Origin of the sequence: Mycobacterium sp. 360MFTsu5.1 (genome assembly GCF_000383495.1) — a bacterium.
In the GTDB taxonomy this organism is placed as follows: domain Bacteria; phylum Actinomycetota; class Actinomycetes; order Mycobacteriales; family Mycobacteriaceae; genus Mycobacterium; species Mycobacterium mucogenicum_B.
Window position 1 is genome coordinate 178516 of record NZ_KB911466.1, and the last position, 24940, is coordinate 203455.

At 69.0% G+C, this 24940-nt stretch carries 24 protein-coding genes; 20 read left to right on the plus strand and 4 right to left on the minus strand.

Features of this window, described 5'->3' with window-relative positions:
* Positions 1 to 86 precede the first annotated feature (86 nt).
* From H289_RS0113115 to H289_RS0113170, 12 genes are all read left to right on the plus strand, one after another.
* Positions 87 to 1556 (plus strand): PPE family protein, encoded by a 1470-nt coding sequence (locus H289_RS0113115; RefSeq protein WP_020101257.1) that lies wholly within the window; start codon positions 87 to 89, stop codon positions 1554 to 1556.
* A 136-nt stretch (positions 1557 to 1692) separates the two neighbouring features.
* Positions 1693 to 2562 (plus strand): (3R)-3-[(carboxymethyl)amino]fatty acid oxygenase/decarboxylase, encoded by an 870-nt coding sequence (scoE, locus tag H289_RS0113120; protein WP_029105170.1) that lies wholly within the window; start codon positions 1693 to 1695, stop codon positions 2560 to 2562.
* Positions 2559 to 3104 carry an FcoT family thioesterase gene (locus tag H289_RS0113125; protein WP_020101259.1) on the plus strand — a complete coding sequence of 182 codons (546 nt, stop codon included), beginning with the start codon at positions 2559 to 2561 and terminating at the stop codon, positions 3102 to 3104. Before scoE ends, H289_RS0113125 begins: the two co-directional genes overlap by 4 nt.
* On the plus strand, positions 3101 to 4609 hold the full coding sequence (gene fadD10, locus H289_RS0113130; protein ID WP_020101260.1) for a fatty acid--CoA ligase FadD10: 1509 nt from the start codon (positions 3101 to 3103) through the stop codon (positions 4607 to 4609). Before H289_RS0113125 ends, fadD10 begins: the two co-directional genes overlap by 4 nt.
* A complete protein-coding gene (mmaB, locus tag H289_RS0113135) occupies positions 4602 to 4847 on the plus strand; it encodes an acyl carrier protein MmaB (protein WP_020101261.1) in 246 nt (81 codons plus the stop codon). Before fadD10 ends, mmaB begins: the two co-directional genes overlap by 8 nt.
* Positions 4834 to 8952 (plus strand): AMP-binding protein, encoded by a 4119-nt coding sequence (locus H289_RS0113140; RefSeq protein ID WP_020101262.1) that lies wholly within the window; start codon positions 4834 to 4836, stop codon positions 8950 to 8952. Before mmaB ends, H289_RS0113140 begins: the two co-directional genes overlap by 14 nt.
* A complete protein-coding gene (locus H289_RS0113145) occupies positions 8949 to 9275 on the plus strand; it encodes a heavy-metal-associated domain-containing protein (protein WP_081633401.1) in 327 nt (108 codons plus the stop codon). Before H289_RS0113140 ends, H289_RS0113145 begins: the two co-directional genes overlap by 4 nt.
* A gap of 77 nt (positions 9276 to 9352) precedes the next feature.
* Complete coding sequence (locus H289_RS0113150) at positions 9353 to 10321, plus strand: GlxA family transcriptional regulator (protein ID WP_029105174.1); 969 nt, start codon at positions 9353 to 9355, stop codon at positions 10319 to 10321.
* 9 nt (positions 10322 to 10330) lie between these two features.
* Entirely contained in the window at positions 10331 to 11044 is a 714-nt protein-coding gene (locus H289_RS0113155) for a DJ-1/PfpI family protein (RefSeq protein WP_020101265.1), read from the plus strand.
* 78 nt (positions 11045 to 11122) lie between these two features.
* A complete protein-coding gene (locus H289_RS0113160) occupies positions 11123 to 11926 on the plus strand; it encodes an alpha/beta fold hydrolase (RefSeq protein WP_020101266.1) in 804 nt (267 codons plus the stop codon).
* 21 nt (positions 11927 to 11947) lie between these two features.
* Positions 11948 to 13597, plus strand: a complete 1650-nt coding sequence (gene menD, locus H289_RS0113165) for a 2-succinyl-5-enolpyruvyl-6-hydroxy-3-cyclohexene-1-carboxylic-acid synthase (RefSeq protein WP_020101267.1) — start codon at positions 11948 to 11950, stop codon at positions 13595 to 13597.
* Complete coding sequence (locus H289_RS0113170) at positions 13594 to 14097, plus strand: DUF3592 domain-containing protein (protein WP_020101268.1); 504 nt, start codon at positions 13594 to 13596, stop codon at positions 14095 to 14097. Before menD ends, H289_RS0113170 begins: the two co-directional genes overlap by 4 nt.
* Here the strand turns inward: H289_RS0113170 and H289_RS0113175 are convergent.
* A complete protein-coding gene (locus H289_RS0113175) occupies positions 14094 to 14777 on the minus strand; it encodes a DsbA family protein (protein WP_020101269.1) in 684 nt (227 codons plus the stop codon). The genes H289_RS0113170 and H289_RS0113175 overlap by 4 nt on opposite strands.
* Positions 14778 to 14899: 122 nt before the next feature.
* On the opposite strand from H289_RS0113175, the gene H289_RS0113180 reads away from it, so the two are divergent.
* Positions 14900 to 16027 (plus strand): glycosyltransferase family 4 protein, encoded by a 1128-nt coding sequence (locus H289_RS0113180; protein ID WP_029105176.1) that lies wholly within the window; start codon positions 14900 to 14902, stop codon positions 16025 to 16027.
* Positions 16028 to 16199: 172 nt separating this feature from the next.
* Here H289_RS0113180 and H289_RS0113185 read toward each other — a convergent pair whose 3' ends face one another.
* Both H289_RS0113185 and H289_RS0113190 read right to left on the minus strand, forming a co-directional pair.
* Entirely contained in the window at positions 16200 to 16475 is a 276-nt protein-coding gene (locus tag H289_RS0113185) for a hypothetical protein (protein WP_020101271.1), read from the minus strand.
* A 14-nt stretch (positions 16476 to 16489) separates the two neighbouring features.
* Positions 16490 to 17314 (minus strand): SDR family oxidoreductase, encoded by an 825-nt coding sequence (locus H289_RS0113190; protein ID WP_020101272.1) that lies wholly within the window; start codon positions 17312 to 17314, stop codon positions 16490 to 16492.
* Between the two features lie 84 nt (positions 17315 to 17398).
* On the opposite strand from H289_RS0113190, the gene H289_RS0113195 reads away from it, so the two are divergent.
* The 4 genes from H289_RS0113195 (at position 17399) to H289_RS0113210 (ending at position 20615) form a co-directional block, all read left to right on the plus strand.
* On the plus strand, positions 17399 to 18085 hold the full coding sequence (locus H289_RS0113195) for a demethylmenaquinone methyltransferase (RefSeq protein ID WP_029105178.1): 687 nt from the start codon (positions 17399 to 17401) through the stop codon (positions 18083 to 18085).
* A complete protein-coding gene (locus tag H289_RS0113200; protein ID WP_020101274.1) occupies positions 18082 to 19014 on the plus strand; it encodes a CobW family GTP-binding protein in 933 nt (310 codons plus the stop codon). Before H289_RS0113195 ends, H289_RS0113200 begins: the two co-directional genes overlap by 4 nt.
* A gap of 178 nt (positions 19015 to 19192) precedes the next feature.
* Positions 19193 to 19477 carry a pyrimidine/purine nucleoside phosphorylase gene (ppnP, locus tag H289_RS0113205; RefSeq protein ID WP_020101275.1) on the plus strand — a complete coding sequence of 95 codons (285 nt, stop codon included), beginning with the start codon at positions 19193 to 19195 and terminating at the stop codon, positions 19475 to 19477.
* Between the two features lie 79 nt (positions 19478 to 19556).
* Positions 19557 to 20615, plus strand: a complete 1059-nt coding sequence (locus H289_RS0113210; RefSeq protein WP_029105180.1) for an alpha/beta hydrolase — start codon at positions 19557 to 19559, stop codon at positions 20613 to 20615.
* Here H289_RS0113210 and menJ read toward each other — a convergent pair.
* A complete protein-coding gene (menJ, locus tag H289_RS0113215; protein ID WP_020101277.1) occupies positions 20608 to 21828 on the minus strand; it encodes a menaquinone reductase MenJ in 1221 nt (406 codons plus the stop codon). The two genes, H289_RS0113210 and menJ, sit on opposite strands and share 8 nt — an antisense overlap.
* Positions 21829 to 21849: 21 nt before the next feature.
* Between menJ and grcC1 the strand changes: the two genes are divergently transcribed.
* The 3 genes from grcC1 to H289_RS0113230 all read left to right on the plus strand — a co-directional run bounded on the left by grcC1 (position 21850) and on the right by H289_RS0113230 (position 24910).
* On the plus strand, positions 21850 to 22857 hold the full coding sequence (gene grcC1, locus H289_RS0113220; protein WP_029105181.1) for a nonaprenyl/(2E,6E)-farnesyl/geranylgeranyl diphosphat synthase: 1008 nt from the start codon (positions 21850 to 21852) through the stop codon (positions 22855 to 22857).
* Positions 22858 to 22941: 84 nt separating this feature from the next.
* Positions 22942 to 23805: a zinc metalloprotease HtpX gene (gene htpX / locus H289_RS0113225; protein ID WP_020101279.1), complete on the plus strand. Its 864-nt coding sequence runs from the start codon at positions 22942 to 22944 to the stop codon at positions 23803 to 23805.
* Positions 23806 to 24193: 388 nt separating this feature from the next.
* The gene (locus H289_RS0113230; protein ID WP_020101280.1) at positions 24194 to 24910 is read left to right on the plus strand and encodes a DUF1326 domain-containing protein; all 717 of its coding nucleotides are present in this window, start codon (positions 24194 to 24196) and stop codon (positions 24908 to 24910) included.
* Positions 24911 to 24940 lie beyond the last annotated feature (30 nt).

Sequence of the window (24940 nt, forward strand, 5' to 3'; positions counted from 1 at the left end):
TTCCGGAGCATTGCGATATCCGGCTGTGGCATAGGAGATTTCGATGTGCCGGGAACTTTCTCGAAGCGCCGCCCGACTAGCTGACAGTGACCGCACCGATTTGGCTGGCGCTACCGCCGGAAGTGCATTCGGCGCTCCTGGCAGCCGGCCCGGGGCCGGGTTCGCTGCTGGCTGCCGCCGCGCAATGGCACCAGCTCAGCGTGCAGTACGGCGAGGCGGCCGCCGAGTTGTCGGCCATCCTGGCCGACGTGCATGCGGGCAGCTGGGAGGGACCTAGCGCCGTTCAATACGTCGCGGCGCACGTGCCGTATCTGGCCTGGCTGGAGGAGTCTGCCGCGGCGTCGGCCGCGACGGCGGCGCAGCACGAGACCGTGGCCGCTGCCTACGTCACCGCCGTCGCGACCATGCCGACATTGGCCGAACTGGCGGCCAATCATGTGACCAACGCCGCACTGGTGGCGACGAACTTCTTCGGTATCAACACAATTCCCATCGCGATCAACGAAGCCGACTACGCGCGCATGTGGGTGCAGGCGGCCGACACCATGATCGTCTACCAGGCGGTCAGCGAATCGGCGACGGCCGCGGTGCCGCCTCCGCAGCCGGCGCCGTCGATCGTGGCGCCCGGTGGTGAGGCCCGGCAGCCGATGCCGAACACGCCCGCCGCACCCAGCCAACCGCTGAGCGACCTCTGGAAATTCCTGTCGCAATTGGGTACGGCCGGTCAGATTGACCAGATGCTCGAGAACTTCACGCGTTTCTTCGAGCAGCTGGGCTTCAATCCCGCCACGTCCGCGGTGCTGGCCCTCGTGGCGTTGACGCTCTATGACATGCTCTGGTACCCCTACTACGCCTCCTACGGGTTGCTGCTGGCCCCGTTCTTCGCGCCGGCACTCAGTGCGCTCGCGGCGCTGGCGCTGGTGAGATCGCCGCTGCCGCCGGCCATGGACGCGGCGCCGGTGCCTGCCGAACCTGCTGTCGCCCAGCCTGTGTCCGCCGCGCCGCGCGCCCAGGGTGTGCCCGTCGTCCCCGGTATTCACGTCGGTGTGCCGCAGGCTGCCGGCCCGTCCGCGCCGGCGCCGACCACCACCGGCACCGGCGGTGCCGTACCCGCGTCCAACCTGGTCTACGCCGTGCCCGGGCTGCCGCGGCAGGGGGTGGGCCCGGGGCCGGGGTCCGGCAGCGAATCGCCCGATGTCAGCACCGATACCTTCAGTGCCGCGGCGGCCGCTCGTGCCGTGGCCGGCGTCCGTGACCGGGCCAAACGGGTGGGTCGAGCCCGGCGCGCTGCACGTGGCTATCGCGATGAGCTTCCGCAGATGAAAGCCGATCTGCCTGGTGGCGGCGACAATTCGCCGAGCGCGCCCGTCGTCACCGCCAGCGCGCGCGGTGCCGGTCCGGTGGGGTTCACCGGTGCGGTGACGACAGCGAGCACCGTGCCCACCGGAATGGTGCATCGGATGCCGGCAGATGCGGGCCCGTCGGCGCCCCTGCTTCCGGCCACCTGGGGCTCCGGGGTCGAGGACGGGTCTCAACAGCGCCCGCGCGAATTGTGAAGCGGCGCGGAACTTTTCTCGATGCTCCGACGACTACATCAGTTGAAGGCAACAACCGAACGAACTTCTGCGTTGTGGGGCAATGGATTTCGATGCCACCGCGACGCGGTGCAGCAAACTTGGGGAGGCAGCGTCGATGACGCTCAATGTGCAGGGACGAGGACTCGGAGCGCAGGTCGTCGGAATCGATCCGAACGATCTGAGCAACATCTCGACCGACGAGCTCCGCGAAATCGTCTACGAGAACAAGCTTGTCGTCCTGAAGGGGGTCAAGCCTTCGCCCGCGCAGTTCATCGAGCTCGGCCGCATTCTCGGTGAGATCGTCACGTACTACGAGCCCGTGTACCACCACAACGAGCACCCGGAGATCTTCGTCTCCTCCACGGAGGAGGGGCAGGGCGTGCCGCGCACGGGTGCGTTCTGGCACATCGATTACATGTTCATGCCGGAGCCGTTCGCGTTCTCCATGGTGATGCCGCTGACGGTGCCTGGCGCCGACCGCGGAACGTACTTCATCGATCTCAACAAGGTGTGGGAATCCCTGCCGCCGGCGCAGCAGGAGCCGGTGCGGGGCACCTTCAGCACGCATGATCCGCGGCGCCACATCAAGATTCGCCCCAGCGACGTCTACAAGCCGATCGGCGAGGTGTGGGACGAGATCAACCGCGCCACGCCACCGATCAAGTGGCCCACGGTGATCCGGCACCCGCACACCGGCCAGGAAATCCTCTACATCTGCTCCACTGGCACCAGCAAGATCGAAGACGGCGACGGCGCGGTACTGGACCCCTCGGTACTGCGGGAACTCCTCACCGCCACCGGCCAGCTCGACGCCGACTTCGCGTCACCGTTCATCCACACGCAGCACTACGAGGTCGGCGACATCATCCTGTGGGACAACAGGGCCCTGATTCACCGGGCGAAGCACGGCACCGCGACGGGCACGCTGACGACGTATCGGCTGACCATGCTCGACGGTCTGACGACGCCGGGGTTTGCGGCATGAGCGCCACCGAGCTCACCGCACCCGTTGCCGAATGGGTTGATACCGAGCAGATTCCGGAGGACCTGCTGGCCCGGGTGCTGGAGCCCTACTCCTACAAGGGCTGCCGATATCTCACGGATGCGACGTACCGGGCCACCGGCGATTCGATGTTCGCGACGGGCAACTTCAGCATCCCGGAGTCGGTGTACATCCGTAGCACCGGGCATTTCAATGCCGTCGAACTGGTGTTGTGCTTCAACCAGCTCGCCTACTCCGCGTTCGCGCCGGCCGTCCGCCACGGCGAGATCGACGGGTTCCGGGGCTGGTCGCTCGACGACTATTTCGAGAACCAGTTGTCCAGCATGCTGATCCGGTCCACCGCATCGCGCTACAAGCGGCAGATCGATGCGCGCAAGTTCTCCGCCCGGCTGACGTGCGAAGGTATCGAGGTCGTCGAACGGAGCTGGCGGTACCTGAAAGTCCCGTGCGCCATCGAGTTCCACGACGACGACGGCGGATCCGCGTTCGGCGAGTTCGAGCTCGCGGTCCTCAACATCCCGTGAGCACCGTACTGGGGCGGCTGCTCACGCAGGCGCAGCTGCAGCCGCAGGCCGTCGCGTTGCGCCGCTGCGACGGAACCAGCAGTGTCACGTACGGCCGGCTGCCCGCCGTGGTGAATCATCTGGCCGGTGAGCTGCGGGAGCACGGGGTTTCTCGCGGCGACCGGGCATTCGTGATGTCCGACAACGGTCCCGAGACCTATGTCGCGGTGCTGGCGTGTGCGCAACTCGGTGCCATCGCGGTGCTGGTGGATCGTGCTGTCCCGACCGCGACGGTTGCGCGCTTCGGTGAGATCACCGGCCCCAGTGCGGTTCTCCTGACCCCGGGAGCCGACCCGGCGGCACTGCCGGGCACGCTGAGCGCCGTCCCGGTGATCGTCGTCGACGTCACCGACGGCATCGCGGAGCACCGTGAGGCCGCGCCCGCCGTCGCACCACCGGACTTGGGCGCCGACGATCCGCTCGCGATGATCTTCACCAGCGGGACCACCGGTGAGCCGAAAGCCGTACTGCTACCCAATCGAACGTTCTTCGCCGTGGCCGACATCCTGGCGCGCGAGAACCTGACCTGGATCAGCTGGGTGGCCGGCGAAGCCACGTACTCGCCGCTGCCGGCCAGCCACATCGGCGGACTGTGGTGGATCCTGAACTGCCTGCTGCACGGCAGCGAATGTGTGACCGGCGGTGAGAATTCCACGTCGCTGGCCGAGATTCTCAACGCCAACCAGATCGCCTCGACCTGCTTGGTCCCCACCCTGCTGACGCGCCTGGTGTCAGAGGTCAAGGCCGGCGCGGCGCTGCCGCCGCTGCGGATGATCGGCTACGGCGGATCGCGCGCCATCGCGGCCGACGTGCAATTCGTCGAGGCGGCAGGCGTGCACACCGCGCAGGTTTTCGGTCTGAGCGAAACCGGTTGTACGGCCTTGTGTCTGCCGACATCGGCGGGGTCAATCGCCCGGATCGAGGCGGGCGCTGTGGGGCGGCCCTACCCCGGAGTCGAGGTCTGTCTGGCAGGCGGCGACAACGCCGAGTCGGGCACCCTGTGGATCAAGTCACCGGCAAACATGTTGGGGTACTGGAACAATCCCGAGCGCACCGGCGAGGTCCTGGTCGACGGCTGGGTGAATACCGGTGACATCTTCGAGCGCGGCGCGGACGGGTTCTTCTACATCAAGGGCCGGTCGTCGGAGATGATCATCTCCGGCGGCGTCAACGTCGCACCCGACGAGGTGGACCGCATCGCCGAGAGTGTCCCCGGCGTTGGCGCGGCGGCCTGCTTCGAGATTCCCGATCCCGAATTCGGTGCCCTGATCGGCCTGGCGGTGATCCCGTCCGGAGAACTCGACGAAGGCCAGGCCCGCAGGCTCAAGCAGGCCATCGCGGCGCGCTACCGGGCGGAGTCGGAGTCGATGGCCCGGCCGTCGACCATCACGCTGGTGCCCGAGATACCGAGGACGCAGTCCGGCAAGGTCATTCGGGCCGCACTGGCAGCGACGGTCCATGGCTGACGGGCTCCGCGACCGTGTCCTGGCCGCCGTCGCCGACGTGCTCTACATCGATGAATCCGACCTTTTCGACGGCGACGCCACCGATCTGCGCGAACTCGGGCTTGACTCGGTGCGGTTCGTCCTGCTCATGAAACGTCTTGGGGTGGACCGGGAATCGGACCTGCTGAAGCGGCTGGCGCAGGAGTTGACGATCGACGGCTGGGTCCGGGAATTGGCGGGCGTCCGTGGTGGCGTCTGACGAGGGCCGGATTCCGCTGAGTGTCTCTCAGCAGAACATCTACCACGGCGTGCTGCAGGACCCTGATCCCGCGCTGTACCTGATCGGCAAGAGTTACCGGTTCCGGCCGGTGGCGCTCGCGACATTCCTGTCCGCGCTGGAAGCGACGGTACGGGACAACCCCATTCAGCTGTGCGTGCTGGATCCGTCGACAGCCGGTGACGGGTATCCGGATCTTGTTGCCCGCCTGCAGGTTCATGACATCGTCCGGGTGCGAGTGCCGGCCGACCCCGTCGGCGATGCGTTGGAAGCGTCATGGGCGGACGGCATTCTCGAAACCCCGCTGGTGCGCTATGTCGTGCACACCGACGTCGACGGCCGGGTGGTGGGCATGGACGCGCAGACCCACCACATCCTGCTCGACGGCGCGGCCACCGCAATCATCGAAGCCGACCTGGCGCGGCATCTGGGTGACGCCGAGCAGAAGCCCAGCACCACAGCAGGTTTGGCGGCGCTCGCCGCGGCGCACCGCAGCGAACGCGGGAAAGTGGCGGAGTCGACCGAACGCCACGTCGCCGCGGTGCGTCGCGAATTGACCGAAGGCGCCCTGCACGGCAGTTCCGTGCCGGGCACTGCCGAAGCGGGGCTCGGCACCGCCGGCCGCGGCGTGCTGCGCGAATCGCGTCGAGTCGCCGGCCGGGGCTATGACGAGATCGTGGCGCTCAGCGAGGCCAGACAGGTGCCGCTGAACATCCTGGTCGCCGCCGCCGCGACGGCGGTGCACGCCGGCCTGCGCCACAGCACCGAGGCTCTCCTCGTGCACCCGGTGGACAACCGCTTCGGTGCGCCGGAGCTGAATGTCGCCACCTGCCTGGTGAACTCGGTGGCCCACCCGGTTCGGTTCGCACCCTTCGCCGCGGTCCGGGATGTCGTCACCGCGATCGACCGCGGCTACGTCAAAGCACTGCGCCGCCGATGGTTTCGGGAAGAGCGCTACCGCCGCATGCATCTGGCGATCACCCGCGGTGCACCCGTCGACGCGCTGACCGTGAACTACATGCGCGGCCGGTCCGCCCCGGAGCTGGGCCCGTACCTGTCCGAACCCCCGGTGGTCACCGATATCGGCCCGGTGGAAGGGATGACGGTTGCTTGCGTCCACGATGAAGCGCGGCGCACCATCGACTTCGCCATCTGGGCACGGCACGATCACTCCGAACCCGCCGACGTCGCCGGTCGCATCGTCGCGGCACTGCGATCGATGGATGCGCACTGGGACCTGCCGATCGCATTGACCGTCGGCGAGTGGTCAGGGCTCGGCGCCGACGGTCGGCTCGAGGCCGGCGCCGAACTGCCCGCGCAGGTGCCGGACGGTGTGCGCGCCTGGTTCCTGGACGTCGATCTCGACCAGTGCCGCGGCCCCGGCGTCGACCAGTGGATCGCCGAGATCGTCCGCCGCGGTGTCGATCCCGGCGACGTCCTGGTCTTCGTCGACGACGACTCCCAGCGCGCGGTGGAGCTGCTGATCGCGTGCCACCTGGCAGGCTGCGGCTACAGCGTCTGCGCGACGTCCGGCGACGTGGCGTCGCGAGTCAGCGCCATTGCCGAGCATTGCGGCACCGGTGCGCACGCGGTCGACCTCACCGCGCCGGTCGCTGAGGATGACGGCGCGACAAGAGAACTCGTCGACGACCGCATCGGCCGGGCCCTGCTAGACCATGGGCTGGGCTCCCGGCTCGCGTATGTGATGCCCACGTCGGGTTCGACGGGGCAGCCCAAACTTGTTCCGGTGACGCACGGTTCGCTGGCGATCTTCTGCGCCGCGGTGCGGGACGCTTACGGCTGGGGGCCGGCCGACACCATCCTGCAGTGTGCCCCGCTGACGTCGGACATCAGCGTGGAGGAGGTGTTCGGCGCCCTGTCCTGCGGCGCGCGCGTGGTCCGGTCGGCCGCGATGCGCGCCGGTGACCTGCCCGCGCTGACCCGCGATGTCGCGGCGCACATCGCCACCGTTCTCGACCTGCCCACTGCGATCTGGCATCTGCTGTGCGAGGACGACGCGGCACTGACGGCGCTGGGTGGCTCGGCGCTGCGCCAGGTGATCATCGGCGGCGAGGCTGTCCGGCCTTCCGCCGTCGACAAGTGGCGGGGTGCGGTTGCGGGCCAGGGCATCTCGCTGGTCTCGACGTACGGCCCGACCGAGACGACGGTGGTCGTCACGCAATTGCCGATCGGTGCCGGTGAACCCGCGCCGGCCACGGCCAGGCTGGGCCGCCCGCTGGTGCCGGGCTCGGTGTGCGTCGCGTTCGGGGAAGTGGTCGTTGTCGGGGAGCTGGTGTCGGCCGGTTACCTCGGGCTGGACGGCCCGAGCTTCGGCACGGTACAGACGGCCGACGGCTCCCGACATCGGGTGTTCGCCACCGGCGACCGCGTGACGACAGACGCCGCCGGTTATCCCGTGCTGGCCGGACGTCGCGACGCCGTGGTGAAGATCGCCGGTAAGCGGTTCGACATCGCCGAACTGCTGCGCCTTTTGGCGGCGGTCCCCGAGATAGCCGATGTGGCGGTGGAACTGGCGGGCAACGGCCTGGGCATCTGGTTCCAAACTCGACAGACTTGTGCGGGGAACGACGATCCGGCCGCCCGCGTCAGGATTGGGGGCCTGGCGAAAGCGCAAGGGGCACCCGCATTTCACGTCGTCGGAGTCCCGCGTATCCCACGACAGCCCAACGGGAAAGTCGACCGCGCGAAACTGGCTGTGGGGAATGAGGTTCCGCGCGCCGGCACCGAGGTGGGCCCGCGGGCAGCCGCGCTCGCCGAGATGTGGAGCCGCCGGCTCGGTCGCCCGATCGGGCCGGAAGCGTCTCTGTTGGACGAGGGCATCGGGTCGCTGGACCTGATTCGTATCCTGCCAGAGACGCGACGGTTCCTCGATTGGCAGCTGTCGATTCTCGATCTGATCGGTGCGGACTCCGCCGCCGGCATTGTCGGCCGCAGACCTGACGTCGAGACCTGGATGGACGAGGAGACCGCGGCCCAGATCGCCGACGACCTGGCGGCAGCGGGCCGGGGCTGCGCGCCGGCGACCCGCGGGCCCGTTGGCGGCGCACCGACCGTCGTGATCCTGGGTGCGTCGGGCATTCTGGGCACCGGGTTCGCGCAGGCGATCCTCGACCGCAAAGACGCCGGGCTCGACTGCCCCAACGTGGTGTTCGCCGCGAGATCGCCACTGCCCGAGCATGACCCGTGGTCGAGACTGTGCGCAGTGGGTGGGGTCGACATCGTCCGGGTACCTGAGCGTCTGGGCCCCGCGGAACTCGGTGCCCTTTTCGACGGCGTCGGCGCCCACACCGTGGTGAACTGCATCGGCAACACCAACGTGTTGGTGCCATACCGGCGGCTGCGGGCGGCCAACGTATCCGCGGTGGCGTCGATCGCCGAGGCGTGTGCGGGGCGCGGCGTCGGGTTGGTCCAGCTGTCGACTTTCGTGGTGAACGCCGACGTGACGGCGCCCCGCGTGACCGACCCCCGCCATGCGCCGTACCCCTACGCCGCGTCGAAGTCGTTGGCGGAGATGGCTGTCTCGCGCGCCGCGAGCGACCTGGACTTCTCGGTGGTGCGGCTGCCCAGGGTGCTCGGTGACGCCCGCCAACTCGCGCGGTCGTCGGACATCCTGGTCGCGATGGTCGATGCCTGCGCCGCGCTGGGGGCCTGCCCGGTGCTGCCCGTCACCGAAGAGGTCACGACCGGCGTGGCCGCCGCACACAGCATTCTCGGGCTGCTTCCCGGGCTGTCGCCTGCGGTGGGGCTGGGTCGCGGCATGACGGTACTGCGCGGCGAAAAGCTGCCCTACACAGCGTTTCTCGGCAGCCTCGGAGCTGAGGTCATCGGACTCGCGGAGTGGAAGGACCGGCTGGATCACAGTGCGTGGGCCGCCCGGAATCCGCAGCGCTGGGCGGTGCTCGACGCGTGGGTCGGGTTGGGGGCGAGGTTGCGGGGCCGCACGTATGCCGAGTACCTCGCCGAATATCCCACTGTCGACATCGATTTCGAATCCATCGCGGAGTGCATCAGCACGCCGCAGTCGCTTGACGGTGTCTTCGGCGCCGATCAGATTGTGAGGACATGACTTTGACAGATGTGACCGAACCCCGCAGCGACGCTCCGGCCACCGGAGCGATCTATCTCGACATCACCGGAATGTCGTGCGGCATGTGTTCCCGGCGCGTGCAGAAAGTTCTCAACAAGATCGACGGTGTGCACGCATCGGTCAGCTTTGCCACCAAGACCGCCACCATCGAGACCGACCGTGACATCAGCCCGGCCGAGCTGTGCGACGCCGTGGTGGCAGCGGGCTACGGCGCCGCACCGCGCGCCGGCGCGCCCGTGGTGGACAGCTCGCCGCGCGGCCCGCTGCAGCGGCTCGTCGGAGGAATCCTCGGCCGGACCTGATGCCGCTGACCGGCGTGTCCTAATTTGTGGGGTCCGTGGCGTAGACGCCATGGACCACGGCGTCGCACGATAGAGGCGTGACGCGATCTGTGGTGCTGCTCGGCTTCCGTGGGGTGCAGGCCCTCGACGTGGTCGGCCCCTTCGACGTGTTCATGGGAGCGACACTGCAACTGGCCACGATGGGGCGGGCCGACGAGGGGTACGCGCCGGTCCTGGCCGCGGCCGACGGCGGTCCCGTCACCACCTTGACCGGGCTCGAGTTCGTCGCCAAGCCGCCGCCCGACCCCAACGAGCCGATCGACACCATCGTGCTGCCCGGCGGCATGGGGGTCGACGAGGCCCGGACCAACCCGGCCGTCATCGACTGGATTCGCACCGCCGCACCACGCGCGCGCCGGATCGTCAGCGTCTGCAACGGCGCGTTCCTCGCGGCGGAGGCCGGCCTGCTCGACGGCTGCTCGGCGACCACACACTGGGCCTCGGCGGACAAGCTCGCCCGCGAATTCCCCTGCATCGCCGTCGATCCCGACCCGATCTTCGTCCGCAGCTCCGAGCAGGTGTGGACGGCGGCCGGCGTCACCGCGGGCATCGATCTGGCGCTGGCGCTCGTCGAAGACGACTACGGCACCGACGTCGCGCAGGACGTGGCCCGCTGGCTGGTGCTGTACTTGCGCCGGCCCGGTGGGCAGACGCAGTTCGCGCCGCCGGTGTGGATGCCGCGCGCCAAGCGAGAACCGATCCGCGACGTGCAGGAGCTCATCGAAGCCGAACCCGCCGGGGCGCACAGTGTTCCGGAGCTGGCACGCGCCGCCGCGATGAGCCCGCGGCACTTCACCCGCACCTTCACCGCCGAGGTGGGGGAGCCGCCGGCGGCCTACGTCGAGCGCGTCCGTACCGACGCGGCCCGTCGGCAACTCACCGAGACCGACGACACCGTCACCGCCATCGCCGCCCGCTGCGGCTTCGGCAGCGCCGAGACGCTGCGCCGCAGTTTCGTTCGGCGCGTTGGGGTTTCACCAGACCAGTACCGCAAGACGTTCGCGTAGGGAGAGATCATGCAAGTTGCCATCGTCCTGTACCCGGGGTTCACGGCCCTCGACTTCATCGGGCCGTACGAGTCGTTGCGCTGGCTGCCCGACACCGAGGTCCGTTTCGTCTGGCACGAGCCGGGCCCCATCGTCGCCGACTCCGCGGTGCTGCTGGTGGGCGCCACCCACTCGTTCGACGAGACCCCGTCGCCCGACATCATCCTGATCCCGGGCGGGTTCAGCACCCTGGAGCACGCGCGCGACGAGAAGCTGCTGGAGTGGCTGCGGCGGGCCCATGAGACCACCACGTGGACGGCGTCGGTGTGCTCGGGCTCGGTGATCCTGGGCGCCTCCGGACTGCTGAAGGGCAAGCGCGCGACGTCGCACTGGGCGGCCGTGCAGCTGCTGCGCACGTTCGGCGTCGAACCCGTCACCGACGAGCGGATCGTGCAGTCAGCCGACCGCATCGTCACCTGCGCGGGCGTCTCGGCCGGCATCGACCTCGGCCTGTGGCTGGCCGCGCAGATCGGCGGCGAGGACAAGGCCAAGGCCATCCAGCTGTCCATGGAGTACGACCCGCAACCCCCGTTCGACTCCGGGCACATGTCGAAGGCCTCGGCCGCCACCAAGGCCAGTGCGACGGCCCTCATGTCCCGCGAGCTGCTCAAGCCGACGGCACTCAAGGCCACCACGGCGCTGCTGTGGGACCAGGCCGTCAAAAAGGTCCGATCCCGCCGCTGACCGAGGGATTTGTGCACGATTTTCCGCGCCGACCGCGGAAAATCGTGCACAAATCCCGGGTCCAGTAACCTCGGCCGGGTGAATCTGGCATATGACGAGCGCGGTAATGGCGAGCCGGTGCTGTTCATCGCGGGCCGCGGCGGCGCGGGTCGCACGTGGCACCTGCACCAGGTACCGGCGTTCCAGCGGGCCGGCTTCCGCTGCATCACGTTCGACAACCGCGGTATCGGCGCGACCGAGAACGCCATCGGCTTCTCCACCGACCAGGCGGTCGCGGACACGGCGTCGTTGATCAACAAGGTCGTCGGCGGCCCGGTGCGCGTCGTCGGGGTGTCGATGGGGTCGTTCATCGCCCAGGAGCTCATGGTCGCCCGGCCCGAGCTGGTGTCGTCGGCGGTGCTGATGGCCACGCGCGGTCGCGAGGACCGGGCCCGCAAATTCTTCCGCGAGGCCGAGCGCGCGCTGCTCGCCGCCGGCATCGAGCTGCCCGCTGAGGTGGACGCGAAAAACCGTCTGCTGGAGAACTTTTCACCCAAGACCCTGAACGACGATCGCGCCGTCCAGGACTGGATCGAGATGTTCACCATGTGGCCGACGAAGCCCACCCCGGGGCTGCGGGCGCAACTGGCCGTCGCGCCCGAGACGAACCGGCTGCCGGCCTACCAGCAGATCGCGGTGCCCGTGCAGGTGATCGGGTTCGCCGACGACGTCGTGCTGCCGCCGCACCTGTCGAAAGAGGTGGCCGATGCGATCCCGCTGGGCCGCTATCTGGAAATCCCCGACGCCGGGCATCTCGGCTTCATCGAGCGTCCCGATGCGGTGAACGCCGCGATGTTGGAATTCTTCGCTGCCAACCCGACGTCGGCGGGGCTGACCGGTTAGGCACTGTGACACGCTGTAGCAATGAACCCGTCGACGATTCAGGCGCGGGTCGTCGTCGACGAACTGATTCGCGGCGGCGTCCGCGATGTGGTGCTGTGCCCCGGTTCGCGTAACGCGCCGCTGGCGTTCGCGCTGGCCGACGCCGACCGTGCCGGCCTCTTGCGGCTGCATGTCCGTATCGACGAGCGCACCGCGGGCTACCTGGCGGTCGGCCTCGCGGTGTCGGCCGGCTCGCCGGTGTGCATCGCGATGACGTCGGGCACCGCGGTGGCGAACCTCGGTCCGGCGGTGATCGAGGCCAACTACGCCCGCGTGCCGCTGATCGTGCTGAGCGCCAACCGGCCCTACGAACTGCTGGGCACCGGCGCCAACCAGACCATGGAGCAGCTCGGCTACTTCGGCAACCAGGTGCGGGCCACCATCAGCCTCGGCCTGGCCGAGCCGACGGCCGACGTCGCCGCGGCCAATGCCCAGTGGCGGTCGGCGACGTGCCGGGTCCTGGTGGCCGCCAAGGGTTCTCGCTCGGCCAACGCCGGACCCGTGCAGTTCGACATCCCGCTGCGGGAGCCGCTGGTCCCTGACTCCGAAGACGGCACGGTCGACGGCCCCGCTTATTGCCCGGAGGGACGCCCCGACGGCCGGCCGTGGACGTATACCCCGCCCGTCACATTCGACCAGCCCCTCGAGATCGACCTGACGCCCGACACCGTCGTCATCGCCGGCCACGGCGCGGGCCGCCACGAGAACCTCGCGCACCTGCCGACCGTCGCCGAACCGACCGCGCCACCGGCCGACAACCCGCTGCACCCACTGGCGTTGTCGCTGGTCAGGCCGCACCAGGTGATCATGCTGGGCCGCCCGACGTTGCATCGGCCGGTGTCGGCGCTGCTCGCCGACCCCTCGGTGCCCGTCTACGCGCTGACCACCGGCCCGCGCTGGCCCGACGTCTCCGGCAATTCGCAGGCCACCGGCACGCGGGCCATCACGTCCGGCACGCCGGATCCCTCCTGGCTCGACAAGTGCGCCAACGCCAACGCCCGCGCCGAACATGCGGTGCGCGACCAGTTGGCCGCCTACGAACTGACCACGGGCCTGCACGTCGCGGCCGCCGTCGCCGACGGCCTGCAGCCCGGCGACCAGCTGGTGCTCGGCGCCTCCAACCCGGTGCGTGACGCCGCGCTCGTCGGGCTGAACGCGCACGGCATCTCGGTGCGCTCCAACCGCGGCGTCGCCGGTATCGACGGCACGGTGTCGACGGCGATCGGCGCCGCGCTCGCCCACACGTCGGGCCGGACCGTCGCGCTCATCGGTGACCTGACCTTCGTCCACGACAGCTCGGGCCTGCTGATCGGCCCCACCGAGCCGACGCCCAAGGCGTTGACCATCGTGGTCTCCAACGACAACGGCGGCGGCATCTTCGAGTTGCTGGAACAGGGCGATCCCCGGTTCTCCGATGTGTCGTCGCGCATCTTCGGCACGCCGCACGACGTCGACGTCGCCGCCCTGTGCCGGGCGTACCACGTCGAGTGCCGGCAGGTGGAGGCCGACGGACTGGCCGCCGCGCTGCGCGAGCCGTTCGAGGGCATGCGCGTCCTGGAGGTCAAGGCCGACCGGTCCACCCTGCGGGCGCTGCACGCATCGATACGGGCGGCGATCAAGGCCGCTCCGTGATCTCCGAATCCCTGCGCTGCAGGTTGAACACGTTGTGGGACAACCTGATTCTGCGTGTCTTCGGCGACGGCAAGGAGACCCGCGCGCAGCGCGTCATCCGCCGGATCCGGATCGGCATCGTCATCATGGGCTGCCTGGTGACCCTGCAGTCGGTGCTGCTGGTGCTCGGTGCGTGGCGCAACGATCAGCAGATCGAGCACAACATGGGTACGGCGGCCGCCGAGGTGCTCTCGGCCGGTCCGCGGCGCTCCACCATCGAGTTCGTGACCCCCGACCGCGTCACCTACCGGCCCGAGCTGGGCGTGCTGTATCCGTCCGAGCTCGAGACCGGCATGCGCATCTACGTCGAGTACGACCGCAGCAATCCGGACCTGGTGCGCGTACAGAACCGCAACGCGTCGCTGGCCGTCATCCCGGCCGGCTCGATCGCGGTGGTGGGCTGGTTGGTCGCGGGCGCGCTGCTCGGCATCGTGAATCTCGTGCAGCGCCGGCTGGGTTAGGTCTGGCGGCCGGCGGTCAGCTTCGCGAGCCACCCGGTTTCCTGGATGTCCACCACGGTGTTGCCGGTGAGGTCGTAGACCGTCGGGGTGCCGGCGTCGCCGTCGCGGATTTCCTGCAGCCGGGTCTCGTTGGTGATGGTCATCTCGTCGGTGTCGACGGCGTGTTCACCGGACTGGATGGTGGTCACGGCCTCGGCGCTGACGCCCGAGTCGGTGGCCCACCCCGCCAGCTGACCGTCCGACGGTGCCGACCCGCCCGGATTCTGGTGGCCCCACAGCGTCGCGACGTACGCCTGCAGCGCCGGCGCGGACGTGCCGTGCTCGGCGGCCAGGAACATCGCGTTGGCGACCTTGGCCGAATAGCCGTACGCGGTGTCCAGGAACGTCACCGGGCGGTAGGTGACGGTCAGCAGGCCGAGGGCGATCAGGCTCTTCAGCTCCGGCCCGTCGGTGTCCTGCAGGTGGGCGCAGTGGGTGCACTGCGGCTCGGTGTACACCTCGATCTGCGCGGGGGCGTCGGGCCGGCCGGCGATGATGCCGAAGCCGTCCGCGGTGAGGGCGACACCCGGTAGATCCGGGTCGCGCAGTGCCGATCCGGTGACGGTGCGGCCGCAGCCGGTTGACGCGGTGAGAAGCGCCAGCGCGGTGGCCAGAACAAGGATCAGCCGAGGTAGACGCATGCCGACCCCTTTCTCGCCGCGGTGCGACAGACGATACCGGTGGTACCCGAGTTGTGCGTGTCTTCGCGTCGCGGATCCCTGACGGTCACCTGACGGTCAGGCTGCGCTGCCAGCCTGCAGGTGTGCGAGTTGCGATCGTGGCGGAGTCCTTTCTCCCGAATGTCAACGGCGTCACCAATTCGGTGCTCCGGGTGCTGGAGCACCTCCACCGGAACGGCCACGAGGCGCTGGTCATCGCGCCCGACACGCCTCGGGGTGAAAAGCCCGCGGACACTTTCCACGGCGATGTGCCCGTGCACCGCATCCCGTCCCGGATGTTCCCGAAGGTGACGTCGTTGCCGCTGGGGGTGCCGCGGCCGCGAATGGTGCGGGTACTGCGCGACTTTCGGCCCGACGTCGTGCACCTGGCGTCGCCGGCCCTGCTGGGCTACGGCGGCCTGCACGCCGCGCGCTTCCTCGGCATCCCGACCGTCGCGGTGTTCCAGACCGACATCGCCGGGTTCGCGCAGAGCTACGGCGTCGGCATGATGACGAAGACCGCATGGGCCTGGAACCGGCACCTGCACTCGCGTGCCGACCGGACGCTGGCGCCCTCCAGCGCGACGATGGAAGACCTTGTCACCCATCGGATTCCGCGCGTGTACAAGTGGGGTCGGGGCGTCGACGTCACCGGTTTCGCGCCGTCGGCTCGCAGTGCCGCGCTGCGCGCGCAGTGGTCGCCCGAGGGCAAGCCGGTGGTGGGCTTCGTCGGCCGGCTGGCACCGGAGAAGCACGTCGAACGGCTGGCCGCGCTGGCGGGCCGCGACGATCTGCAGCTCGTGGTGGTCGGTGAGGGTATCGATCAACTCAAGCTCGAAAAGCTCTTGCCCACAGCCGTTTTCACCGGCGCGCTGTACGGCCGGGAACTGGCCACGGCATACGCCAGCATGGACGTGTTCGTGCACCCGGGGGAGCACGAGACGTTCTGTCAGGCGGTGCAGGAAGCCATGGCGTCGGGTCTGCCGGTCATCGCGCCGGATGCCGGCGGCCCGCGTGACCTGGTGACACCCATGCACACCGGATTGCTCTTGCCGGTAGCGGATTTCGAGGGGGCGCTGCCGGCCGCGGTCGACCACCTGCTCGCTGAGCGGTCCCGCTACTCGCTCGCCGCCCGCCGCAGCGTGCTCGGCCGCACCTGGCCCGCGGTATGCGACGAACTGCTAGGGCATTACGCCGCCGTCCTCGGCGAGCGCCGCGCCCTCGCCGCCTGACGCCCTCCCGAGCGCCGCGCCGTCGCTGCTCCACTCTCCCGCGAGCGTGCGTGTTTGCCTGTGACACGCCGTATTTGGTGTGCACTGACGTGCCGCTCGTGGCTGCCGAGCGTGACGAATCTGCACGTGTCGACCGGCGTGCCGTGCGCAGACACGCACGCTCTGCAGGACTTCAGCTCACGTGGACGAGGTCGTAGATGTACGACCGATCGTCCTTGCGACTCACCCACGTACCCTCGGGCGGCAGGTAGCCGAACCCCGCGTGGTCGAACGGGCGGCTCGACACCGCGCCCAATTCGGTGCACACCACCCACCCGAAGTGCGGCAGTCGCCGGCACCAGATGTCCAGGTCGACCCGCTTGTACGACGGAAACCCGTGCGCCTCGCCGTCTTCGGCGAACTCATAGGTCAACCCGTCGTCCCGTCGGACGAATTTCAGTCCCGCCATCGGAGTTCCTTCGGTCAGCCCTGCGCCAGCTCGGACACCGGCTGCCACTCTTCCCAGGTGCGCAAACGGTTTTCGTAGTCGGTCTTGGCTATCTGCAGCGGAGCGCTACCGAAAAAGACTCGCAGCGGCGGATTTTCGGCATCGACGATCTTGAGCACCGCGGCCGCTGACGCCTCCGGATTGCCCGGCACCGCGTTGCGCTCACTGCGCCAGCGGGCGACATCCGCCCTCAGCCCGTCGTACGCCTCGAGCTCGGTTGTCCGCTTGGCCGACGCGCCGCTCCAATCCGTCGAGAATCCGCCGGGCTCGATGAGCGTGACGTGAATCCCGAACCGTTCCACCTCGGCGGCCAGCGACTGTGAGAAACCCTCGAGCGCCCACTTCGACGCGTGGTAGGCGCCGAGGCCGGCGAACGCGCTGATGCCGCCGATCGAGGACACCTGGATGATGTGCCCGCTGCCCTGCGCACGCAGGTACGGCAGTGCGGCCTGTGTGATCCACAGCGCGCCGAAGACGTTGGTTTCGATCTGATCCCGCGCCTCGGCCTCCGACAACTCCTCGATGAAGCCGAACTGGCCGTAACCCGCGTTGTTGACGATGACGTCCAACCGGCCGAAGTGCTCGTGCGCCGTCTTCACCGCGGCGAAGTCGGCATCGCGGTCGGTGACGTCGAGCGCGATCGGCAGCAGCGCGTCGCCGTACTTGGCCAGCAGGTCGTCGAGCGTCGACACGTCCCGCGCCGTCGCGGCCACCTTGTCACCGCGCTCGAGCGCCGCAGCCGTCCACTCGCGCCCGAAACCGCGCGATGTACCCGTGATGAACCAGACTTTTGTCCCCATGCGGCTTACAGCTCCCGAAGCGCCCGTTCCATTCCCGCCCCGCCGCAGACGCGGGGCTCTGGAGCAGCCGGTAGCGTCATATCCGTGAGTCGCGCGTCATTGGAGAAGGATCCGCACGAGGTTGCGTCGATGTTCGACGGCGTCGCCCGTCGCTATGACATCACCAACACCGTGCTGTCCCTGGGGCAGGACCGGTTCTGGCGGCGGCAGACGCGCGCGGCGCTGGGTATCGGCCCAGGTGACAAGGTTCTGGACCTGGCTGCCGGCACCGCGGTGTCGACCGTCGAGCTCGCGACGTCGGGCGCCTGGTGCGTGGCCTGTGATTTCTCGGTCGGCATGCTGGCCGCGGGCGCGGCCCGCAAGGTGCCGAAGGTGGCCGGTGACGCCACCCGGCTCCCGTTCGACGACGGCGTCTTCGACGCGGTGACCATCAGCTTCGGGCTGCGCAACGTCGTCGATTTCAGCGCCGGCCTGCGCGAGATGGCCCGCGTGACCCGGCCCGGCGGCCGCCTGGTGGTGTGCGAGTTCTCCACGCCGACCAACCGCCTCTTCGCGACGGCCTACAAGGAGTACCTGATGAAGGCGCTCCCGACGATGGCCACCGCGGTGTCGTCCAACCCCGAGGCCTACGTCTACCTCGCCGAGTCCATCCGGGCCTGGCCCGACCAGGACGACCTGGCCCGCAAGATCGAGGCGGCCGGCTGGTCGCAGGTGCGCTGGCGCAACCTGACCGGAGGGATCGTCGCGCTGCACGCCGCCATCAAGCCGTGAGTATTCCCGTCCTCGCGGTCGCCGGCTTCCTCGGCGCGGGCAAGACCACGCTGCTGAACCACCTGCTGCGTAACGGCCGCGGCGCGCGAATCGGCGTGCTGGTCAACGACTTCGGGTCCGTCAACATCGACGCGATGCTGGTCGCCGGTCAGGTCGACGCCATGGCGTCACTGTCCAACGGGTGCATCTGCTGCGTCGCCGAGGACGGTGAGGTGGCCGAGATGCTGGGCAAGCTGGCCGCCGTCCGCCCGGCACTGGATCTGATCGTGGTGGAGGCCAGCGGTGTCGCCGAGCCGCCCGCGGTGGCGCGCACCATCATGACGGCCGACTCCGAGGACTTCCACTACGCCGGCCTCATCCTGGTGGTCAGCGCGACCGAGCCGGAGTTCGGACACGGCCTGCCGGTCGCCGACCTCGTGGTGCTCAACCGGGCCTCCGAGGCCACCGACATCGATGACGTGCTCGCCAGGATTCGCGCGCAGAATCCGCGAGTTCCGGTGCAGCCCACCGATTTCGCGCGGATCGACCCGACGCTGCTCATCGACATCCCCGAGCGTGCCCCGCAGGCCCAGTTGTCGTTCGACGAGCTGCTGCACGACGAGCACGACCACGACCATCCCGTCTACCAGTCCGTCGAATACACCACCGGTGACGTGCTGAACCCGCGCCGGTTGCTGGCGCTGCTGCGCGACCGGCCTGAAGGCCTTTACCGGGCAAAGGGTTTCGTCGACTTCGGTGCCGGACACCGGTACCTGCTGCAGCTGGTGGGCGGCTCCCTGCGGCTGCAGAAGCGCCGCGGCACCGGCACCCAACTGGTGTGCATCGGCACCGGCATGGACACCGACGAGGTGCGGGCGGCGCTGCACGAGTGCACCACCGAACCGGCCGACGAGAACGCGATCCTCGGCGTCCACAAGTACGTGGTATGAGCCGCCGGGATCGGCGTGTTCGGCCCTGGGCGTGTCGGCTCTTCGGTCACACATTCGATCTGGAGCCGTCAACTTTCCTTGACCGTCAAGGAAAGTTGCCGCCTCCCAACCGAACATGCCAAGGGAGGGCCCCCACGGCCGCCGGATATTCTGGCCCCTCACCTGAGTTCGAGGAGATGTGTTGTTCAAGGTCAATGAGTACTTCGATGGCAAGGTCGCATCGATCGCATTCGCGCCCGCCGAGGGCCCCGCGACCGTCGGCGTCATGGCCGTCGGCGAATACGAATTCGGCACCTCGAGCCTCGAGATCATGCACGTGGTGTCCGGCGCCCTGACCGTCAAACTGCCCGGCAGCGACGAGTGGGAAACCTTCGCCGCCGGAACGCAATTCACCGTGCCCGCCGACAGCAAGTTCGGCGTCCGGGTCGAGGTCGAGACCGCCTACCTCTGCGAATACCGGTAACTTTCCGCCCACGTTGAACTTGGTCGCGACTTTTTCGGAAAGTCGCGACCAAGTTCACTTTGTGCACCAAGATGAGGCCATGCCCTATGGACGCCTCGCTGACCCTGACTGCACCATCGGCACCGACCGGCGCTCTGACCCCCGCATGGTCAAGGCCCTCGCCGCGTTCGGCATGGACGGCGTACTGCCGGCACCACCACTGACGGTCGACGCGCCACTGGCGCAGCTCGTGGAGTTCTCGAACTTCGCCGAACAGGGGACCGGCGCCGTCCTGAAGATCTTGGGAGAGCAGGTCCCGGCGCCCGAGGGCGTCACCACCACGACGACGACCATCACCGGCGTCGACGGCAATGAGATCACCCTGTTCATCAGCCGGCCCACCGACGCGACCGGCCCGTTGCCTGCGCTCGTGCACCTGCACGGCGGCGGGATGGCGATCCTCAGCGCTGCGGACATCCAGTACGTCCGGCTGCGCGAAAGCCTCGCGGCGGCAGGCCTTGTCGTCATCGGCGTCGAGTTCCGCAACTCCGGCGGCGCCCTCGGCCCGTACCCGTTCCCGGCCGGCCTCAACGACTGCGCCGCGGCCGTGCGGTGGACGGCGGCGAACAAGGCCGAGCTCGGGATCAGCCACCTCATCGTGTCGGGAGAGTCCGGCGGCGGGAACCTGACGCTGACGGTCGCGCTGAAAGCCAAGCGAGAAGGCTGGATCGGCGAGATCGCCGGCGTCTACGCCCAGTGCCCGTACATCTCCAACCGGTGGCTGGAGGAGGCCGACGACCTGCCGTCGCTGCGGGAGAACGACGGGTACTTCATCAGCTGCCTGCAACTGGCTCTGCTGGGTTCGATCTACGACCCGGACCAGCAGCACGCGCAGGACGGCACCTGCTGGGCCGGGGTGGCCACCGATGTGGATCTGGAAGGCCTTCCGCCGCACATCATTTCGGTCAACGAGCTCGACCCGCTGCGCGACGAGGGCCTGATCTACTACCGCAGGCTGGCCGCCGCCGGCGTCAGCGTCGTCGGGCGCATCGTCGCGGGCACCTGCCACGCCGGTGACATCCTGCTCGCCGGCGCCATGCCCGACGTCTTCGCCGCCACCGTCCGCGACATCGTCGGGTTCGCGCGGTCGGTCAGCTGAACGGCTTGCGCTGATCCAACCGGCGCGAACCGCGCCCGGCGCGGCGCCAGAGGCGGGCGACCATGTCGGTGTCCTCCTCGGTCACCAGGTTGCCCATGGCCCGCACCGCGACCGTCATCAGGTACTGCGACCGCATCGCGACCGGCCCCGTCAGCGGCAGGAACTTCGGCACGGTCAGCAGGATCGCCAAACGGCGGGCCACGGAGAACCCGGCGGCGTAGTGCTGCTGCAGCAGTGCGGGCCAGGCCGCGCTCAGGTCACCCGAGCCGAGTAGGTCGGCGGCCAGCCGGCCGGTCTCCAGGCCGTAGTCGATGCCCTCTCCGTTGAGCGGGTTGACGCATGCCGCCGCGTCACCGACGAGCATCCAGTTCGGTCCCGCGACCCCGGACACGGCGCCGCCCATCGGCAGCAGGGCCGACTTGGCCAGCCGCGGCTGGCCCTCGAAGCCCCATTCGTCGCGGCGCAGGTTGGTGTAGTGGGCGAGCAGCGGGCGCAGCGCGGCGTCGGCCGGACGTTTCTCGGTCGCCAGCGCACCCACGCCGATGTTCACATCGCCGTTGCCCAGCGGGAAGATCCAGCCGTACCCGGGCAGCACCTCGCCTTCGGGGGAGCGCAGCTCAAGGTGCGACGTGATCCACGGCTCGGCATGCCGTGGCGTCTCGATGTAGGCACGGATCGCCACCCCGTACACGGTTTCCTGATGCCACTCACGCCCCAGGACCCGGCCCAGCGTCGAGCGGGCACCGTCGGCGACGATGAGTTCGGTGCAGCTCACCTCTTGGCCGTCGTCGAGCGTCAGCGTGCGGACGCGGCCGGTGGCGTCGTGCGTCACGCCGACGGCCTTGACGCCCAACAGCATCTTCGCGCCGGAATCGGCCGCGACCTGACGGATCCGGTCGTCGAGCTCGGTGCGCGGCACGGCGCTGCTGGTGGCCGGGAACGATGGCCCGGGCCAGCGCACCTCGCGCTGCGCGCCGAACCCGGCCAGCCGCAGCCCGTGATGGCTGACGCGGCCCTCGAGCCACTCGCCGAGCCCCAGCTCACGCAGCTCCGCGATGGCCCGCGGTGTCAGCCCGTCACCGCAGGCCTTGTCCCGGGGAAACTGCGCGGAGTCGATCACCAGGACGTCGCGGCCCCGGCGCGCTGCCCAGGCGGCAGCGGCGGAACCTGCCGGCCCGGCTCCGACCACGACCACATCTGCGTGCACGACCATGCCGCCCAGTATGTTGGACCCATGAAGACACCAGCGACAGTGGTCGCGGGCGTGGACTTTGGTGACGCCGCCTTCGCCGCGCAGGTTCGTGACGCGGTCGCGCGTATCGAAGACCTGATGTCGACCGAGCTGGGCAAAGCCGACGAGCTGATGGCCGAGGCGGTCCAGCACCTGTTCCAGGCCGGTGGCAAGCGGTTCCGCCCGCTGTTCACCGTGCTGTCGGCGTCGCTGGGGCCGGACCCCGACAACAACGACGTCGCGATCGCCGGCGCCGTGATCGAGCTGGTGCACCTGGCGACGCTGTACCACGACGACGTCATGGACGAGGCCCAGGTGCGACGCGGCGCGGACAGCGCCAATGCCCGCTGGGGCAACAACATCGCGATCCTGGCCGGCGACTACCTGTTCGCCACCGCGTCGCGGCTGGTGTCCCGGCTGGGGCCGGACGCGGTGCGCGTCATCGCCGACACCTTCGCCCAGTTGGTGACGGGCCAGATGCGCGAGACCCGCGGCGCCCTCGAAGGTGCCGACCCCGTCGAGCACTACCTGAAGGTCGTGTACGAGAAGACGTCATGCCTGATCGAGGCGTCCGGCCGGTTCGGTGCGACCTTCTCGGGCTCCGACGAAGAGCAGATCGAGCGGCTGAGCCGGCTCGGCGGCATCGTCGGCACCATCTTCCAGATCTCGGACGACATCATCGACATCGACAGCGATCCCGATGAGTCGGGCAAGGTGCCGGGCACCGACCTGCGCGAAGGCGTGCACACCCTGCCGGTGCTATACGCGCTGCAGGAGACCGGGCCCGACGCCGACCGGCTGCGGGTGTTGCTGGCCAAGCCCATCGACAACGACGACGATCTCGCCGAGGCGCTGGCGTTGCTGCGCGCGTCGCAGGGCATGGTCGAGGCCAAGCGCACCGTGCAGCGCTTCGCTGCGGACGCGCGCGCCGAACTGGACAATCTGCCGGATCTGCCCGGCCGGGTGGCGCTGCTCAACCTGGTCGAGTACACCGCTGACCGCCACGGCTGACCTCCCGCCGGGACACCCTGGAACCAGGCACCAGTTGCCGAGCGTTCAATTCAGTGAGTTTGACTGCGCTGGAGGAGGTAGCCGATGACGTGGAATTCCCATGCGAACACCGCGAAGACGTTCGCGCTGCTCGTGGGCTTCTCGACGCTCATCGTGCTGATCGGCTCGCTGTTCGGCAAGAACATCATGTACCTGGCGGTGTTGTTCGCCATCGGCATGAACGCCTACGTCTACTTCAACAGCGCCAAGATGGCGCTGCGGGCCATGCACGCGCAGCCCGTCAGCGAGATGCAGGCGCCGGCCATGTACCGCATCGTGCGCGAGCTGGCCACGACGGCGCGGCAGCCCATGCCGCAGCTGTACATCAGCGACACCGCCGCTCCCAACGCCTTCGCCACGGGGCGTAATCCCCGCAACGCCGCGGTGTGCTGCACCACGGGAATCCTGAACCTGCTCACCGAGCGCGAGCTGCGCGCCGTGCTGGGCCATGAGCTCTCGCACGTCTACAACCGAGACATCCTGATTTCGTGCGTCGCGGGCGCCATGGCGTCGGTGGTGACGGCGTTGGTCAACGTCGCCTATTTCATCGGCATGTTCGGTGGCGACCGCGACGACCGGCCCAATCCTTTTGTCCTGCTGGTGCTTTCGATCGTCGGCCCGCTGGCCGCGACGATCATCCGGCTGGCGGTGTCGCGCTCGCGCGAGTACCAGGCCGACCAGTCGGGCGCCGAGCTGACGGGCGACCCGCTGGCGCTGGCGAGCGCGCTGCGCAAGATCAGCGCCGGCGTCCAGCAGGCCCCGCTGCCCCCTGAGCCGCAGCTGGCCGACCAGGCCCACCTGATGATCGCCAACCCGTTCCGGGCCGGCGAGAAGATCGGCAAGCTGTTCTCGACCCATCCGCCCATCGAGGACCGCATCGCGCGCCTGGAGCGCATGGCGGGGCGGTAGTTCCGCGGAGTTGCCCGCGCTTCTGCGTTGACCCTGCGTTGAGGGTCTCGGCTACTCGCACTTTTGCGCCCTGGTTGCAGGGTCAACGGCATCCGCGGCTGATTCCCCATTGACCCTGCGGTGAGGGTCTTGGTTACTCGCACTTTTGCGCCGTGGCCGCAGGGTCGACGGCACCCGCGGCTGATTCCCCATTGACCCTGCGCTGCGGGTCGTCGACTCTCGCACTTTCGCGCCCTGGTTGCAGGGTCGACGCAGGAGCGCCGAGGCCGGCCCGCGAAACTCATAGAAAGATACCCCCTGGGGGTACTTGACCAACCGTTGTGTCGCTGCGTAACGTCGTCCACGTCAGGTACCCCCAGGGGGTATGCAAAAGAGAAGGGATTCAGCGATGGCGGTGGCGGCAACCCCGAAGGCCGATTGGCATCTGCGCGGCGAGTGGTTCGATGTGTGCAGCTGCAAACTGCCCTGCCCGTGCAGCTTCGCGCAGGAGCCCACGCACGGCGACTGCCTGTTCACCCTCGTCTGGCAGGTGCACGAAGGGCATTACGGCACAACCGATCTCAGTGGCCTCGGAGTCGTGGCCCTGGGCGAGTTCGCCGGCAACATGTGGATCGGCGACCCGGACGCCACCATGAAGCTGATGTTCTACATCGACGAGAAGGCCGACGCCGATCAGCGCGCGGCGCTCGAGCGGATTTTCCGCGGCGACGAGGGTGGTTGGCCGGGGGAGTTCGGCAGCCTGATCAGCGAGCTGCGTGGCATCGAGTACGCGCCGATCAACTTCGCCGCGGCTGACGACCTCGCCTACTGGCGGGCGGAGATTCCGGGCAAGGTCGACGTTCGCGTCGACGCGCTGACGGGGCCGACGGCCGATCCGAACCGTCGCGTCACGACCGTCAACGCCCCGGGCGCGGAAGTCGGGCCGGGGCAGGTGGCGACGTGGGGCGTGGTCAAGAAGGCCGACGCCGTCGGTTTCGACTTCTCCCACGAGTACCTCGGCGCCTCCAGCAAGCACTTCCCGTTCGACTGGCGGCCCGACGGCGAACTGCCGGACGTCGAGCTCCCCTCCGGCGCGCAGGCGGCCGGCGGATGCTGCTGCAACTGACCGCGACGGCCCGGGTGTGCGCTGCACACC